Raw genomic sequence first — 13,616 nt, forward strand, 5'->3', positions numbered from 1 at the left:
AGGAGTCGACTATGCATCCGCTCGAATTATTACCTGCCGTCCAGGCGTTCCTGGCGCAGCCCGGTCGTCTGTTCATCGGCGGTATCTGGCAGGACGCCGCCAGCGGTCGCCGTTTCGCCGTGGAAAACCCGGCCACTGAACAGACCCTGACCGAAGTCGCCCAAGGCGATGAACGCGATGTGAATGCGGCCGTCGCGGCCGCCCGCGCAGCCTTTACCGGCACGTGGGCCTTGCAGTCACCGGCGCAGCGCGGCCTGTTGCTGTTTCGCCTGGCCGATCTGTTGGACCAGCACCGCGAGGAGCTGGCGCAGCTGATCACCCTGGAGAACGGCAAGCCTATCGCCAACGCGCGCGGTGAAGCGGCCAGCGCGGCAAACATCATTCGCTACTTCGCCGGCTGGCCCACCAAGATCGAAGGCAGCACGCTGCCCGTATCCCCGGCCAGCGGCGCGCCAATGCTCAACTACACGTTGCGCGAACCGGTGGGGGTCTGCGCGCTGATCGTGCCGTGGAACTTCCCGTTGACCATGTGCGTGTGGAAGCTCGGCCCGGCGTTGGCCACCGGTTGCGTGGCGGTGCTCAAGCCCGCCGAGCAGACCCCGCTGGTCGCGATCCGCCTGGTGCAACTGATCGAGGCCGCAGGTTTCCCCGCCGGCGTCGTCAACCTGATCACCGGCCTGGGTGCCGACACGGGTGCACCGCTGGCACAGCACCCCGACGTGGACAAGATCGCCTTTACCGGCTCGACCCAGGTTGGGCGGCTGATCGCCCAGGCGGCCACCGGCAACATGAAAAAGGTCTCGCTGGAACTGGGCGGCAAGTCGCCGAACATCATCCTGCCCGACGCCGACATCGTGCGCGCCGCCAAGGGGGCTGCCGATGGGATTTTCTACAACCAGGGCCAGGTGTGCACGGCTGGCTCGCGCCTGTATGTGCACGCCAGTGTGCTCGACCAGGTGCTCGAAGAATTGCAGCGCCATGCCGCCGCCTATGTGCTGGGTAATGGCCTGGACCCGGCCAACAGCATGGGGCCGCTGGTGTCCGCGCGGCAGTTGAACACCGTCAAGGGTTACCTGCAGCGGGGCCAGGAAGAGGGCGCCGAACTGATCTGCGGCGGCGGCCGTCCCGAACACCTGGAGCATGGGCACTTCATTCAACCGAGCGTGTTTCTCGACCGTGCCGAGCGCGCCTGCGTGGCCCGCGAAGAAATCTTCGGCCCGGTACTGACCGTCATGAGCTGGACCGACATCGACGACCTGGTGCTGCGCGCCAACGATTCGCCGTATGGCCTCGCAGCCGGCCTGTGGACCCGCGACCTGCGCTCGGCGCACCGCGTGGCGGCACAGCTCAAGGCCGGCTCGGTATGGATCAACTGTTGGAACGTGGTCGATCCCTCTTCACCGTTCGGTGGCTACAAACAATCCGGCTGGGGCCGGGAAATGGGCAAGAACGTGATCGATGCCTACACCGAGACCAAAAGCGTGTTTGTCGATCTGGCCTGAACTGAATAATCACACGAGGTAATTGCTATGGATCTGGAATTGAAAGGCCGCGTGGCCATTGTCACCGGTGGCGGTATGGGCATCGGCAAGGAAGTCGCACGTTTTCTCTCCGAGGAAGGCTGCAAGGTAGTGATCTGCGCACGGCGCATGGCGTTCCTGCAGCTGGCGGCCGAAGAGATCAGTGCACAGACCGGCAATGAAGTGCTGCCGCTGTTCTGCGACACCAATGACATGAAGGCCGTGTCGGAGATGGTCGAGGCGGCGCACAAGCATTTCGGCCGCATCGACATCCTGGTCAACGGTGCTGCGGCGCCGTCCGGTGTGGTGCGCAATGACATCGAACACGCCGGCGACGATGAGCTGCTGTCGGACCTCAACACCAAGGTAATCGGCTACTTCCGCTGCGCCAAGGCCGTGACCCCGCACATGAAGGCGGCCGGCTTCGGACGCATCATCAACATAGGCGGCCTCACCGGGCGCAGCAGCAAGGTGCTTTCGGGCATGCGCAACCTGGCGATCGCACACATGACCAAGACCCTGTCCGACCAGCTCGGCCCGTCGGGGATCACGGTCAACCTGATCCACCCGGGCGTGGTGGACACCCCGCATATCCAGGAGCTGTACGACCGCGAAGCCGTCAAGCAAGGCAAGACCGCGCAGCAGGTCGAGCAGGCCTACATCGACGCGACACCGATTCGCCGCACCCTCGCACCGATTGAAATGGGCTGGCTGATCGGCTTCCTGGCATCGCCAAAAGCCGGCGCAGTGACGGGCGAATCCATCGGCATCGACGGTGGCTTGACCCGTGGCATCTATATCTGAGGAGCATCTGTGATGAGTAACGGAACCCTTTTGGTCGCCACCGTCGGGCAAGCGGTGATCCGCAGTGCCGACGATGGCCGTACCTGGCATCGCCTGGGCCTGGGGCAAGACCTTGAGTTCGATGCCATTACCCGGTCGTTGAGCCTGCACCCCGACGCGCCCGAGGTGATCTACGCCGGCACGGACGTGGGCTTGTGCGTCAGCCACGACACCGGCGGCCATTGGCGGCGGGTCGATTCGCCGTTCAACGGCGAGACGGTGTGGAAAGTCGCCGTCGACCCCCAGGACGCCAAACGGATCTTCGTCGGCACCGGTGCACCGTCACGCGCCGTGTTGTGGCGCAGCCTCGACGCCGGCCTGAGCTGGGATCGCGCGCCGGTGGAAATCCCCGAGTTCTGCGATGGTGTCAGCCGCCCACGCCTGCTGGCCTTCGCCTATGACCCCACTGACCGCAACCAGTTGTGGTTCGGCCTGGAAGAGGGCGGGCTGTTCCATTCCCGTGACGGCGGCGACAGTTGGACCCGCGTCGACGACCGGCTGCTGTGGGACTACAACTCCGACGTCCACAACATCCTGGTGCTGCCCAACCACGGCGAGAAAGTCATTGTGGTGGTCTGCGTCAATGCGGTGTACCGCAGCCTGGACGAGGGGCTGACCTGGACCGGCATCATCGGTCGCGAAGCCTTCGGCCTGTACTACATCCGCGCCATGAACGCGCCGTTGGGCACGCAGAACGAGCTGTACCTGAGTATTTCCGATGGCACCCCCGGCACCACCAGCAAGATCCTGGTGTCCCGTGATGCCGCACTCACTTGGAACGTGCTGCCGCTGCCACAGCAGCCCAACTCCTGTGTCTGGGCGATTGCCTTCAACCCGGCCAACCCGCGACAGATCGTGGCGGGCACCAAGTACGGGCATTTGTTCACCTCCGACAATGGCGGTGACGGCTGGCAGAAGCATTGGCGGGAATTCAGCGAGATCGCTGATGTGCTCTGGACGCCTGCGGTTGCGCAGATCAAGTCCGGGCATCAATCCATCGTCAAAAAGCACTGAGGGATAACGCCATGAAGATCGAGATCCTGCGGACTCACTTATCGCTGTGGGTCAGTGACCCTGACGTGTCGGCACGCTGGTACGCCGACATCCTGGGCATGCACGAAAGTGCCCGGGGCGAGAGCTGGGTCATGATGGCATTTGGCGGCAAGCACCACGACATCGCCCTGATTCGCGCCGACCCCGGCGCCCATCAAGGCGGGTTGGGCCTGCAGCACTACGGCCTGGAAATCGCCGGGGACATGACCACCCTGCGCCAGCTCTACGGCATGTTGCTGGGCAAGGGCGTCGAGGTGGTGAAGATCACCGATCACGAGATCGGCCATGGCGTGTATTTCAACGACCCCGACGGCAATCGCATGGAGTTCTTCCTCGAGACCGAACACGACGATGCGCGCGGCAAGGCCCGGTTCAAGGCCGCCGGCGCGCCGAGCCGACATTTCAACCTGGATCCACTCGACCCACTTTGAGGCAACCCTGATGAAAACCGCGAATTTTGCTACGTATCACATCCGCAAATGGTACAGCTTTGTCGAAGAAACCCTGGCCAACGAAACCGGCCAGCTGGCCGATGGCGAGCCCCTGTTCAAGTACGCGATCGCCGCCGTGATCGCCAACCCCTATGCCGGTCGCTACAGCGAGTCGCTCGCCGAACTGGTCGACCCATCGCCGTTGCTGGGCGAAGAGTTTGGCCGGCGCATACAGGCACTGGCCGGTGCCCATGAGATTGTCAGCTATGGTAAGGCGATCCTGGTCGGCAGCGCGGGCGAATACGAGCACGGCAACGCGTTCCTGACCAACCCGGCCGCCGATCCGATTCGCGTCGCGCTGGGCGGTGGCAAGTCGTGGGTGCCTTCCACCGGCAAGCGCGGCGGCCCGGGTTCGACCATTGACGTCCCCCTGGCGCACAAGGATGCGCTCTACGTACGTTCCCACTACGACAGCATGTCGCTGATGTTCGGCGACGGCCCCGCGCCGGACGAAGTCATCGTGATCTGGGCCTTCGCCACGCGCGGGCGCCTGCACGCACGGCTGGGTGGCCTGCGTGCCGAAGACATCCAGGGCGTTGACGGGCTGCACTGATGACACGCGTGCGGCCTTGGCAACGCCGGTTTAAAACCACAACAAGAAAGCGGTGAACAGCGATGAAGCAGGAGAAGACCCAGGTTGTGATTGTCGGGGGCGGGCCCAATGGGATCACGGCCGCGCACTATATGGGGATGTACGGTATCGACTGCGTCGTCCTTGAGCTTGCCGACTGCATACTGCCTTACCCACGCGCGGTGGGCATGGATGATGAAGCGCTACGCGTGTTGCAGGCGATCGGCATCGCCGAATTGGCAGTGCGTGACATGATCTGCGATGTTCCACTGCGTTATTACAACGCGCGGGGCGTGTGTTTTGCCGAGGTCAAGCCAAGTGCCGCGCAGTACGGCTGGCCGATGCGCAACATCTTCATGCAGCAGTTGCTCGAAGGCACGCTGCGCGAAACCCTGGGGCAGCGCAGCACTGTGGTGTTGCGCCAGGGGCATGAAATGCTGGAGCTGGAACAGGATGGGGAGGGCGTGACCTTGCAGGTCCGCGATGCCCAGGGCGAGGTGTATCAGCTGAGCGCCGATTACGTGATCGGCGCCGACGGCGGGCGCTCCACCGTACGCAAAAAGCTGGGCGTCGAACTGCTGGGGTTGACCCATGCGCGCAAATGGGTGGTGGTCGATACCGCCAATGACACCCTGGATGCGCCTTACACCGCCCTCCACGCCGACCCGCAGCGGCCCTTCGTGTGCATTTACCTGCCGTACCAGCAGCGGCGCTGGGAGTTCATGCTGATGGAGGGCGAGGACGAGGCGAAGATGTGTGACGAGAACACCATTCGCGACCTGATCCGTGGGCATATCGGCGACGCCGTGGACGCGCTGAATATCATCCGTATCCGCGCCTACACCCACCATTCGCGCGTGGCGGCGCGGTTTGTCCAGGGGCGTGTGGCACTGGTCGGCGATGCCGCGCATATATCGCCACCCTGGGCCGGGCAGGGCCTTAATTCCGGGTTGCGCGACGTGGCCAACGTGGCCTGGAAACTGGCCGCGATCATCCAGGGGCGTGCGGCCCATGGGATCCTTGCCAGCTACGACCAGGAACGTCGCGGACACGCCACCGAACTGGTGGCCCTGGCCGACAATATGGGCACGGTACTGGGGCTGACCAACCCGTTGATGGCCGGCGTGCGTGACTGGTTGTTCCAGGCGGTGAACAGCGTCGATAACCTGCGTTCGCACCTGCTGGAGTTCAAGTTCAAACCCAAGGCCACCCTCACCAAAGGGCTGGTCTATCACGAACGTGCCGAACTGCGTGAAGACGACCTGGTGGGCCAGCTGTTTGTGCAGCCGTTTATCGAAGACGCCCAGGGCCAGCGTCGGCGCCTGGATGACGTGCTGGGCAATTCCTATGCGGTGCTGGGTTACCGGGTCAATCCCCTTGAGCCACTGAGCGAAGACATGGCAAGGTTCTGGGCGCGCTGGGACACGCGCTTTATCCAGGTCAATCGCTCGCGCAGCGGCCTGGGCCGCCACCAGCCCTTGACGGCGACGAACGCCATCAGCGTGGAGGATGTGGATAACCGCCTCGGCGAATGGTTCTCCAGGGTGCGCGATTGCATCGTCGTGGTGCGTCCTGACCGGTTTGTTGCCGCCATCACCACGCCGGAGCGGCTTGACGCGGTATTACGCAAGTTAGCGGGGCAACTGTCATGAGCATCGATACGGGCGTATTGAGCCAGTTAGACCAGGCCACGCGTACGGTGCAAGCGATTGCGCCACTGGCCCCCGAGGCGTTGGACCTGCGCGGCGGCTACGCACTGCAACGCCAGGCGCTGGATGCGCGCCTGGCGGCGGGCGAACAGTTCAGCGGTTGGAAAATCGCCTTCGCCGGCAGCGCCGCGCAACGGCGCTTCGGCATTGACGAACCGGTGTATGGCGGCCTGACCGATCAGATGCGCGTGCCGTCGAACACGGCGGTGGCGCTTTCACGGTTGATCCAGCCCAAGCTGGAAGTCGAAGTGGCGATTGTGCTGGGTCGCAGCCTGGCGCCAGGTGACTACAGCGATGAGGAGATCCTGGCCGCAATTGCCGAGGTGGCACCCGCGTTCGAGATTGCCGACTGCCGTTGGCAGGAGTGGACGTTCGGGGTAGGGGCCTTTCTGGCCGACAACGCGGCAGCGGGCTTGTATTGCCTGGGACCCAGAACCGTTTTCGACCCTGTTGAACATGCCAACGTGACGTTCCGCCTGGAATGCGCAGGCGCGATCTGCGGCGAAGGGGAGACCCAGGGCCGGGAAGATCCACCGCTGGCCAATCTGTGCTGGCTGATACGCCGGCTGCTGGCCGATGGTCAACCGGTGGAGGCCGGGCAGGTGGTGCTGTCCGGTGCGTTGTTGGCGCCCATGGATATCCAGCCCGCCACCTACCGCCTGCAGATGTTTGGCACGGAACTGGCTTTGCTTTTCACTGCGGACACTGCCGCAGTGTGAGCCCTAGCTGCCGTCAAGGATGACTCCAGTCCCCTTCAGGCCGATGACAACAACGGGGCCCCCGAGGAACGACCACCATGCTTGCCGAAGTTCGAACCTTCAATGACCCTCAACTGCACGCCGGTTCCATCCAGGGCTGGCAGCAGGTGTATGACCAACTGGGGCGTGGCAGCCTGACCAGTGAGCTGCGCCAGTTGTCGGCCGAGCGCTTTCAGATCTTCCAGGAAGTATTGGACAAACGCGTGGTGCAGCGCGGCCATGCGCCCAAGGGACGACTGTGCGCGGCCATGTCATTGGGCGGCGAGCCCGTTGTGCAGGGCCAGCAGGTGGGCACCCACAGTGTGGTGCTGTTGCGCGCTTGCGAGGAGTTTGTGCTGCATGCGCCGGAAGGCACGCACTTCTTCGCTTTCAACGTCGACACGGTGCGTTTCGCCAAACTCGCCGCCTTCGAGTTGTCCGGCGACCAGCTCAAGCGCTTGAGCACCCGCTCCCAGCTGTGCGTGGATGACGCGTTACGGCTGCGGATACGCCAGCGTATCTACCCGCTGTTTCGTCACCTTTTGCAACAACCCGAGGCCATCAGTGCAACCGCCGAGAACATGCTCGAAGACGAGTTGCTCAATGCCTTTCTCGACCTGTTCAGCAATGCCACCGACGAAGTGCGTTGCCGGCGCGGCAACTTCGCCGTGAGTGCCTACCTGGTCAAGCGTTGCCAGGAGTTGATCGATGCCAGCGGCGAGACTCCGCTGAGCATTCTCGACCTGTGCGAACACCTGCGGGTCAGCCGACGGACCCTGCAGAACAGTTTCCAGGCGGTGACCGGCATGCGTCCGCTGGAGTACCTGCGCAACCTGCGCCTGAATGCGGTGCGTCGACGCCTGATCGCAACGCCGGCCTGCAGCCAGAACGTCGGTGATGTGGCGGTGGCGATGGGCTTTTTCCACCTGAGCCACTTTGCCGCCCATTACCGCGAGTTGTTTGGCGAATCGCCTTCGCACACCCAGCGGGCGATCGGCTGAATAGACGAAGGGTCAGGCCGCCGTGTCATCCAGTCCCGGGTCCACGCGTTTGCCGATGTCCTTGAGCCGGGCCAATTGGTCGACCACGCTGGGGGCTTCATCCAGGCAACTGACGAACGTCCACAGGTACGTCATCACCGCATAGATATGGCCGGCCTTCACTGCGGGCGCCAGGGCCAACTGGCTGATGGCGACCACGAACAGCAGGGCCGCAAGGATGCCGATGGTGAGGAAGGCAACCGCCTCACGGTCCGACAGCCCGATACGCAGCCGCGACAGCACCTGATAGTGGCGGCGCAGCGTGGGGGCGCCGACCTTTTCCACCAGGCTGATTTCCTTTTCCAGGCGGTTGTTCAGCCGCTCATGCAAGCGCTGGTTGCGCCGTGCAAAGCCAGGCACCACCACCAGGCACAGGCCCAACGCCACCAGGCACGCCAGGCCGACCCAGGGTTCGATCACCAGCAACATGGCCGCCGCGCCGATGATCGAGACCAGCGCCGTCGCAATGGTGGGCACGTGTTTTTCGAAGAAATCGACGAACTCCCGTGCCAGTACCACCCGCGCGGCGGACGTTGAGGTGCTGTGGCGTTGCAGGCGCTGGTTAAGAATCACCGGCACGGCAAGGTCGGCGTAGATACGCGTAAAGGTGCGGGTGTCCAGGGCCCGTCGGGCGGCGCCCACCACCCAGAACCCGAGGACCACGGCGGCGTAGAGCAGGGCATTGCCGGTGTCGCCACGGATAATCGCGTCGACGGCAAACCCCGCAAACAACGGGTAGGCCAGCAGCAGCGCGTTTTCCAGCGCCACCAGCGACAGGGTGGCGGACAATTTGCCGGGGTAGGCCTTGGCGATCGCCTTGAGTGTCTGGCTGGCGGATTGTTGACCGATTTTGCGGCTCTGCTCGATCAGTAGTGGAGGTGTGACGGAGGGCATGGGCCGCCTGGTTTACGCAAAGTAGGGGGGCGGGAACTCAGGGTCCCGGTATAAAGACCGCGGGTGATGTCGAGCAGATAGCGCGTTTCCTCGGTCATCAGTAACAAGTCGATCTGCACTTCTTCGATCACGATTTCCAGGGTGATCAGCAGGCAAATCGCCGGCGCGGTAAATAACCAGTGGTAATAGGACTGGCTGAACAGCGATGCGACAACCCCAAGGACCCACAGTGACAACACCAGGCGTGGCGCCTGTTTCTGCAGGGGAATCCAGAAGCGCTGCAACCGCTTGAGCTTGGCGCTATAGAGCCTTACCGAGTCTTCAAGCAGCGCCACGTCAATCACGTTTCGATCACGATAGTTGAAAGGCATACAGGCAATTCCAGGCTGACTACAAGAGGCGGGTGTGTGGCCTGGTCAGGGCGCGCGCAGGCAGCGCGCGATTCAACCAGGCCAGGTTGACTTCGTTGACTTGCACCCATTCGCCGTTCTGTGGAATCCCTTCGCAGCTCTTGAAAGCAATGCAACGTCCTTGTGCGTCGAGCAAGGCAAAGTGGCGGTACCGATTGACCCTGAAAATACAGAGGCGCATGCCTTCACCTGGGGGGGGTTAGATGGCGACCAACTGGTCGGGCCAGCTCAGCTCGAATAAGGTGCCGCCGTTGTCGAGGTTCCGGCAGGTCGCGCGACCTCCATGGGACAGGGCAATCGCGCGTACGACGGCGAGCCCCAGGCCGCTGCCGCCCTGGGCGCGGGAGCGCGAGCTTTCGCCACGCTGGAACGGCTCAAAGATGTGCGTTGCAAACGCTTCTGCGATCCCCGGGCCTTCGTCCGCGACACTCAAGGTATTCAGGCCATCCTGGTTGCCCAGGCGCACCGTGACGTTGCCGGGGGTTGCATGGCGTTTCAGGTTGTCGAGCATGGCCAGCAAGGCTTGGCGAATCCGCGCCGGATCACACTGCACAGGCCGTTCGAGCAGGTCCAGGTGCAGCACGAACCCGCAGGCCTGCAGGCCCGGTTCGAACAGGCAGGCGTCGGCCTTGATCTCCTCGGCCAGGTCGGCACTCTGGATCTGCACTTCGAGGTAGCCGTTGTCCGCCAGGCCTACGACCCGCAGGTCCTCGATCAGGCGCGTCAGGCCTTCCACCTGGCTCAGCAGGCTGTAGAACTGCGCCTGGTCCGGGGTGAACACGCCTTCCGCCAACCCTTGCAGGCGGCCGCGCAGGATGGTCAGCGGGGTGCGCAGTTCATGTGCAATCGCGGCGTTCCAGAACGACTGCTCTTGCGCCATGCGTTTCAAGCGTTGGGCCATGCTGTTGAAGTCATCCACCAGCAAGGTGGCCTCTGCCAGTGAGCGGTCGGACGCCGTCGCCCGGGCATCGAGGTCACCATCGGCGAGCCGGCGAAGGCTGGCCGCGACCGAGTTCAAGGGCATCAGAATGCGCCGGGACAGTTTGATCGCCACCACGGCGCCCACCGCCAGGCTGATGCAGGTGATCAGCGCCATCCAGGCCCACTCCATGCCGGTGGGCAGCCATTCGTCCACGTCCAGATCCGACGGCGGCCAGAACGTCCAGAGCAACGCATAAAACACGTAGGAGCCGACCACGGCCAGGGCTATCACGCAGAGCACCACGGCGGACATCGACACGATGATCTGCCGGCTCAAACTGTTGGCGGTCTTCATGGCTGGCTCCCGAACCGGTAGCCGACCCCACGGATGCTGGCCGGTACGCCCTGGAGGCCGAGGTCTTCGATTTTGCGCCGCAACTTGCTGATATGGCTGTCGACGGTGCGCTCCAGGCTGTCGCTCTCGGGCGAACACAGGGCCAGCAACTCGGCGCGACTGAATACGCGCTTGGGGGCCTTGGCCAGTTGCGCCAACAATCTGAACTCGGTCACCGTCAGGTTGAGCCTGTGCGTGTGGGCACCGACCTGCACGCTGACTTCATGGCTGTCGATGTCGATTTCAAAGGCATTCACCCGCAGCACGCGCTGGTGGGCGCCGTAGCCATGATCGAGGGAGCGACGCAGCACCGCCTGGGTCCTGGCGACGACCTCGGCGGGGTTGAACGGCTTGACGATGTAGTCGTCGGCACCGATGCGCAGGCCCATGAGTTTGTCCATGTCCTGGTCCTGGGCGGTCAGCATGATCACCGGTGTGGTGCCTCGGTGGCGGATCTCGGCCAGGACCATCCAGCCATCCAGCTTCGGCATCAGCACGTCCAGCAGTACCAGGTCGGGCTTGAGCGATTGATGCAGTTCAAGGGCGCGGCGCCCATCCAGGGCATGGGCGGTCTGGAAGCCGCTGCGCTTGAGATAGGCCGCGAGGATGTCGGCGATTTCCGGCTCGTCTTCGGCGATCAGTACCAACGCCTGGCGTGGGGCCGCGAGGTCCGTCGGTGTCGATACAGGGTGTGATTCAGTCATGGTCGGCTCGGTCGTGCTGTTCGGTCATCGCAGTATGGCGAATTACCATGGGGCGACGAAGGCTACTGTGCACCACGAGCATGCGCTTTCATGGGAGGTTTTATGGAGAAACGATGGAGACGCGGGTTTATTCGCAAACAGCGTGATCAGGCGTAGCTGATCCTGTCGCTGTAGGCGTTTTGCGTCATGGTGCGCTGGTAGTCGCAGGGGGTGGTGCTGACCAGTTTCTTGAAGTCGCGCAGGAAGTGGGATTGGTCGGAAAACCCCAGGTCGAGGGCCAACTGCGAAAACGATACATCGTGCTGGGTATTGAGGGTGTCCAGGGCCGCCTGGCAGCGGATGATCCGGCAAAACGCCTTGGGTGACATGCCGGTATCCTGGTTGAACTGGCGGTGCAGGGTCCGGCTGGTGTAGCCGCTGAGGTCTTCGAGTTGCTGGATGCGGATATCGCCGCGATGGTGCAGCGCCTGCTGGATGATCATGGCGGTGAGTCGTGACGTCTTGCCCATCAGGCGCGGGGTCAGGTAGTCGTTGAACAGCCGCATCTGGTCGCCCAGCAGCGGTGCCTGGACGATGCTTTCGAAGAGGCGTTGGGCGAACTCGGAGACTTCCAGCAGATCGAGCTCCCGCTCGGTCAACTCTTCGGCCAGTACATTGACGAAGCCGGGGATCACACCCGGCGAAAAGCGCACGCCGAAATAGTGGTGGTGCTGGTGCAGCTCGACCGCCTGGGCCACCAGCGGGGTGCCGCAGATGCGCGCAGTCGGCCGCGTCGCATCACAGTCGAACAGGATATCCACGCAGCCATCCGGCACGGCCAGCAGGTTGGTCGATTGCGCCACATCGAAGGCATAGAAATGCGAGATCGCCGGGTGCGCGGACGGCATCACTGAATAGCGTGAAGAGTTGAGCACGAACCAGGGTTGTTCGTTCGCGGTGTGGAGCCGGGGAGTCGGCACACTCGGTTTGATCATGGTTGCTCCTTGGGCAGGCAGCGTCAGGGGAAAATCAACGCATTAATCGCGCCAACTATCGTCATACCCGACTGGGCGGCATGTCCGAAATTTACAATACCGCCGCCATCCCCCGCCCGATACTCGATCTCGACAGTGTGGAGCTGCGCCTACCGCAGCGATATCACCTTCAGCCCGAGAATAACTATGTCTACAACTACAAAAATCGATTTTATCTACCTCTCCGAGCAGGACATGATCCGCGCGGGTGTGACCGACATGCTGGCCTGCGTGAACACCATGGAGGAAATGTTCGGCCTGCTGTATGCCGGTGACTACCGCATGGCCGGCCCGAACAATGATTCCCATGGCGCGATGGTGATTTTCCCGCAGGATTCGCCGTTCCCGAACATGCCCAAGCCCACGGCGGATCGGCGCATGATGGCCATGCCGGCCTACCTGGGCGGCAGCTTCTGCACCGCCGGGGTGAAATGGTACGGCTCCAATATCGCCAACCGCGAAAAAGGCCTGCCGCGTTCGATCCTGATGTTCACCCTGAACGACCCCGACACCGGCGCGCCGTTGGCCCATATGTCGGCCAACCTGCTGTCGGCGTACCGCACCGGTGCGATCCCCGGCGTGGGCGCACGCCACCTGGCGCGCAAGGACTCGAAAGTCGTCGGCCTGCTTGGCCCTGGCGTGATGGGCAAGACCACCCTGGCGGCCTTCATCGCGGTGTGCCCGCATATCGACACCCTGAAGATCAAGGGCCGTGGCCAGCAGAGCCTCGACAACTTTATCGCGTGGGTCGAACAGACGTATCCGCAGATCACCACGATAGACGTGGTCGACACCCTCGAAGCGGTGGTCCGCGACTCGGACCTTGTTACTTATTGTAGCTCCGGTGCCACGGGCGACCCCTCGATCTACCCAATTGTGCGGCGTGAGTGGGTCAAGCCAGGTGCCTTCCTCGCGATGCCGGCGTCTTGCTCCCTCGACGCGGGAATGGAGCAGCCCGACGTACGCAAGGTGCTCGACAACACCGGTCTGTACCAGGCCTGGTTCGAGGAGTTGCCCAAGCCTGCGCATCACAACGTGCCGGTCATTGGCGTGCGCTTCATGGACATGATTGCCGAAGGCAAGATGCAGCTCGATGACGTCGAAGACATCGGCAAGATCATCGCCGGGGCCGCGCCTGGCCGCAGGAACGATGAGGAAATCATCATCATGTCGGTGGGCGGCATGCCCGTCGAAGACGTGGCCTGGGGCACGGTGGTGTACCGCAACGCCGTCAAGCACGGCATCGGCGTGACCTTGAACCTGTGGGAAACCCCGGAGCTGCGCTGAGCCGTAGCTTCATTCACTTTGACGAGGCA

General features: G+C 63.2%; 15 protein-coding genes. 9 read left to right on the top strand and 6 right to left on the bottom strand.

Translation table 11 applies throughout. The annotated features are described in order from the left end of the window. Nucleotides 1-11 precede the first annotated feature (11 nt). From BFQ01_RS25655 to BFQ01_RS25690, 8 genes are all read left to right on the top strand, one after another. Nucleotides 12-1,502: an aldehyde dehydrogenase family protein gene (locus BFQ01_RS25655; RefSeq protein ID WP_065927434.1), complete on the top strand. Its 1,491-nt coding sequence runs from the start codon at nt 12-14 to the stop codon at nt 1,500-1,502. A 27-nt stretch (nt 1,503-1,529) separates the two neighbouring features. Then, nucleotides 1,530-2,324: an SDR family NAD(P)-dependent oxidoreductase gene (locus BFQ01_RS25660; protein WP_027606679.1), complete on the top strand. Its 795-nt coding sequence runs from the start codon at nt 1,530-1,532 to the stop codon at nt 2,322-2,324. 12 nt (nt 2,325-2,336) lie between these two features. Further along, entirely contained in the window at nt 2,337-3,377 is a 1,041-nt protein-coding gene (locus tag BFQ01_RS25665; RefSeq protein WP_065927435.1) for a WD40/YVTN/BNR-like repeat-containing protein, read from the top strand. An 11-nt stretch (nt 3,378-3,388) separates the two neighbouring features. After that, nucleotides 3,389-3,847, top strand: a complete 459-nt coding sequence (locus BFQ01_RS25670; protein WP_012724261.1) for a VOC family protein — start codon at nt 3,389-3,391, stop codon at nt 3,845-3,847. Between the two features lie 10 nt (nt 3,848-3,857). Then, nucleotides 3,858-4,460 carry an amino acid synthesis family protein gene (locus BFQ01_RS25675; RefSeq protein ID WP_027606677.1) on the top strand — a complete coding sequence of 201 codons (603 nt, stop codon included), beginning with the start codon at nt 3,858-3,860 and terminating at the stop codon, nt 4,458-4,460. Between the two features lie 62 nt (nt 4,461-4,522). Then, nucleotides 4,523-6,130, top strand: a complete 1,608-nt coding sequence (locus BFQ01_RS25680; protein ID WP_065927436.1) for a bifunctional 3-(3-hydroxy-phenyl)propionate/3-hydroxycinnamic acid hydroxylase — start codon at nt 4,523-4,525, stop codon at nt 6,128-6,130. Further along, nucleotides 6,127-6,906, top strand: a complete 780-nt coding sequence (locus BFQ01_RS25685; RefSeq protein WP_065927437.1) for a 2-keto-4-pentenoate hydratase — start codon at nt 6,127-6,129, stop codon at nt 6,904-6,906. The genes BFQ01_RS25680 and BFQ01_RS25685 overlap by 4 nt, the downstream gene beginning before the upstream one ends. Before the next feature lie 77 nt (nt 6,907-6,983). Next, nucleotides 6,984-7,925, top strand: coding sequence for a helix-turn-helix domain-containing protein (locus BFQ01_RS25690; RefSeq protein WP_065927438.1), 942 nt, complete (start codon nt 6,984-6,986; stop codon nt 7,923-7,925). A gap of 12 nt (nt 7,926-7,937) precedes the next feature. Here BFQ01_RS25690 and BFQ01_RS25695 read toward each other — a convergent pair whose 3' ends face one another. From BFQ01_RS25695 to BFQ01_RS25720, 6 genes are all read right to left on the bottom strand, one after another. Next, entirely contained in the window at nt 7,938-8,858 is a 921-nt protein-coding gene (locus BFQ01_RS25695; RefSeq protein ID WP_065927439.1) for an ABC transporter six-transmembrane domain-containing protein, read from the bottom strand. Further along, the gene (locus tag BFQ01_RS25700; RefSeq protein ID WP_065927440.1) at nt 8,831-9,229 is read right to left on the bottom strand and encodes a hypothetical protein; all 399 of its coding nucleotides are present in this window, start codon (nt 9,227-9,229) and stop codon (nt 8,831-8,833) included. The genes BFQ01_RS25695 and BFQ01_RS25700 overlap by 28 nt, the downstream gene beginning before the upstream one ends. A 19-nt stretch (nt 9,230-9,248) precedes the next feature. Further along, complete coding sequence (locus tag BFQ01_RS25705; protein WP_065927441.1) at nt 9,249-9,449, bottom strand: hypothetical protein; 201 nt, start codon at nt 9,447-9,449, stop codon at nt 9,249-9,251. Between the two features lie 18 nt (nt 9,450-9,467). Further along, entirely contained in the window at nt 9,468-10,544 is a 1,077-nt protein-coding gene (locus BFQ01_RS25710) for an ATP-binding protein (RefSeq protein ID WP_065927442.1), read from the bottom strand. Next, complete coding sequence (locus tag BFQ01_RS25715; protein WP_065927443.1) at nt 10,541-11,287, bottom strand: response regulator; 747 nt, start codon at nt 11,285-11,287, stop codon at nt 10,541-10,543. Before BFQ01_RS25715 ends, BFQ01_RS25710 begins: the two co-directional genes overlap by 4 nt. A 146-nt stretch (nt 11,288-11,433) precedes the next feature. Then, entirely contained in the window at nt 11,434-12,261 is an 828-nt protein-coding gene (locus tag BFQ01_RS25720) for an AraC family transcriptional regulator (protein WP_065927444.1), read from the bottom strand. A 186-nt stretch (nt 12,262-12,447) separates the two neighbouring features. On the opposite strand from BFQ01_RS25720, the gene BFQ01_RS25725 reads away from it, so the two are divergent. Next, the gene (locus BFQ01_RS25725; RefSeq protein WP_065927445.1) at nt 12,448-13,587 is read left to right on the top strand and encodes a tyramine oxidase subunit B; all 1,140 of its coding nucleotides are present in this window, start codon (nt 12,448-12,450) and stop codon (nt 13,585-13,587) included. Nucleotides 13,588-13,616 lie beyond the last annotated feature (29 nt).

Origin of the sequence: Pseudomonas sp. 8 R 14 (genome assembly GCF_900005955.1) — a bacterium.
Taxonomy (GTDB): domain Bacteria; phylum Pseudomonadota; class Gammaproteobacteria; order Pseudomonadales; family Pseudomonadaceae; genus Aquipseudomonas; species Aquipseudomonas marginalis.

Bases quoted from the DNA above. Each gene is read 5' to 3' on its own strand.
- BFQ01_RS25655 (WP_065927434.1), top strand. From the start codon at position 12: ATGCATCCGCTCGAATTATTACCTGCCGTCCAGGCGTTCCTGGCGCAG.
- BFQ01_RS25660 (WP_027606679.1), top strand. From the start codon at position 1,530: ATGGATCTGGAATTGAAAGGCCGCGTGGCCATTGTCACCGGTGGCGGT.
- BFQ01_RS25665 (WP_065927435.1), top strand. From the start codon at position 2,337: ATGAGTAACGGAACCCTTTTGGTCGCCACCGTCGGGCAAGCGGTGATC.
- BFQ01_RS25670 (WP_012724261.1), top strand. From the start codon at position 3,389: ATGAAGATCGAGATCCTGCGGACTCACTTATCGCTGTGGGTCAGTGAC.
- BFQ01_RS25675 (WP_027606677.1), top strand. From the start codon at position 3,858: ATGAAAACCGCGAATTTTGCTACGTATCACATCCGCAAATGGTACAGC.
- BFQ01_RS25680 (WP_065927436.1), top strand. From the start codon at position 4,523: ATGAAGCAGGAGAAGACCCAGGTTGTGATTGTCGGGGGCGGGCCCAAT.
- BFQ01_RS25685 (WP_065927437.1), top strand. From the start codon at position 6,127: ATGAGCATCGATACGGGCGTATTGAGCCAGTTAGACCAGGCCACGCGT.
- BFQ01_RS25690 (WP_065927438.1), top strand. From the start codon at position 6,984: ATGCTTGCCGAAGTTCGAACCTTCAATGACCCTCAACTGCACGCCGGT.
- BFQ01_RS25695 (WP_065927439.1), bottom strand. From the start codon at position 8,858: ATGCCCTCCGTCACACCTCCACTACTGATCGAGCAGAGCCGCAAAATC.
- BFQ01_RS25700 (WP_065927440.1), bottom strand. From the start codon at position 9,229: ATGCCTTTCAACTATCGTGATCGAAACGTGATTGACGTGGCGCTGCTT.
- BFQ01_RS25705 (WP_065927441.1), bottom strand. From the start codon at position 9,449: ATGCGCCTCTGTATTTTCAGGGTCAATCGGTACCGCCACTTTGCCTTG.
- BFQ01_RS25710 (WP_065927442.1), bottom strand. From the start codon at position 10,544: ATGAAGACCGCCAACAGTTTGAGCCGGCAGATCATCGTGTCGATGTCC.
- BFQ01_RS25715 (WP_065927443.1), bottom strand. From the start codon at position 11,287: ATGACTGAATCACACCCTGTATCGACACCGACGGACCTCGCGGCCCCA.
- BFQ01_RS25720 (WP_065927444.1), bottom strand. From the start codon at position 12,261: ATGATCAAACCGAGTGTGCCGACTCCCCGGCTCCACACCGCGAACGAA.
- BFQ01_RS25725 (WP_065927445.1), top strand. From the start codon at position 12,448: ATGTCTACAACTACAAAAATCGATTTTATCTACCTCTCCGAGCAGGAC.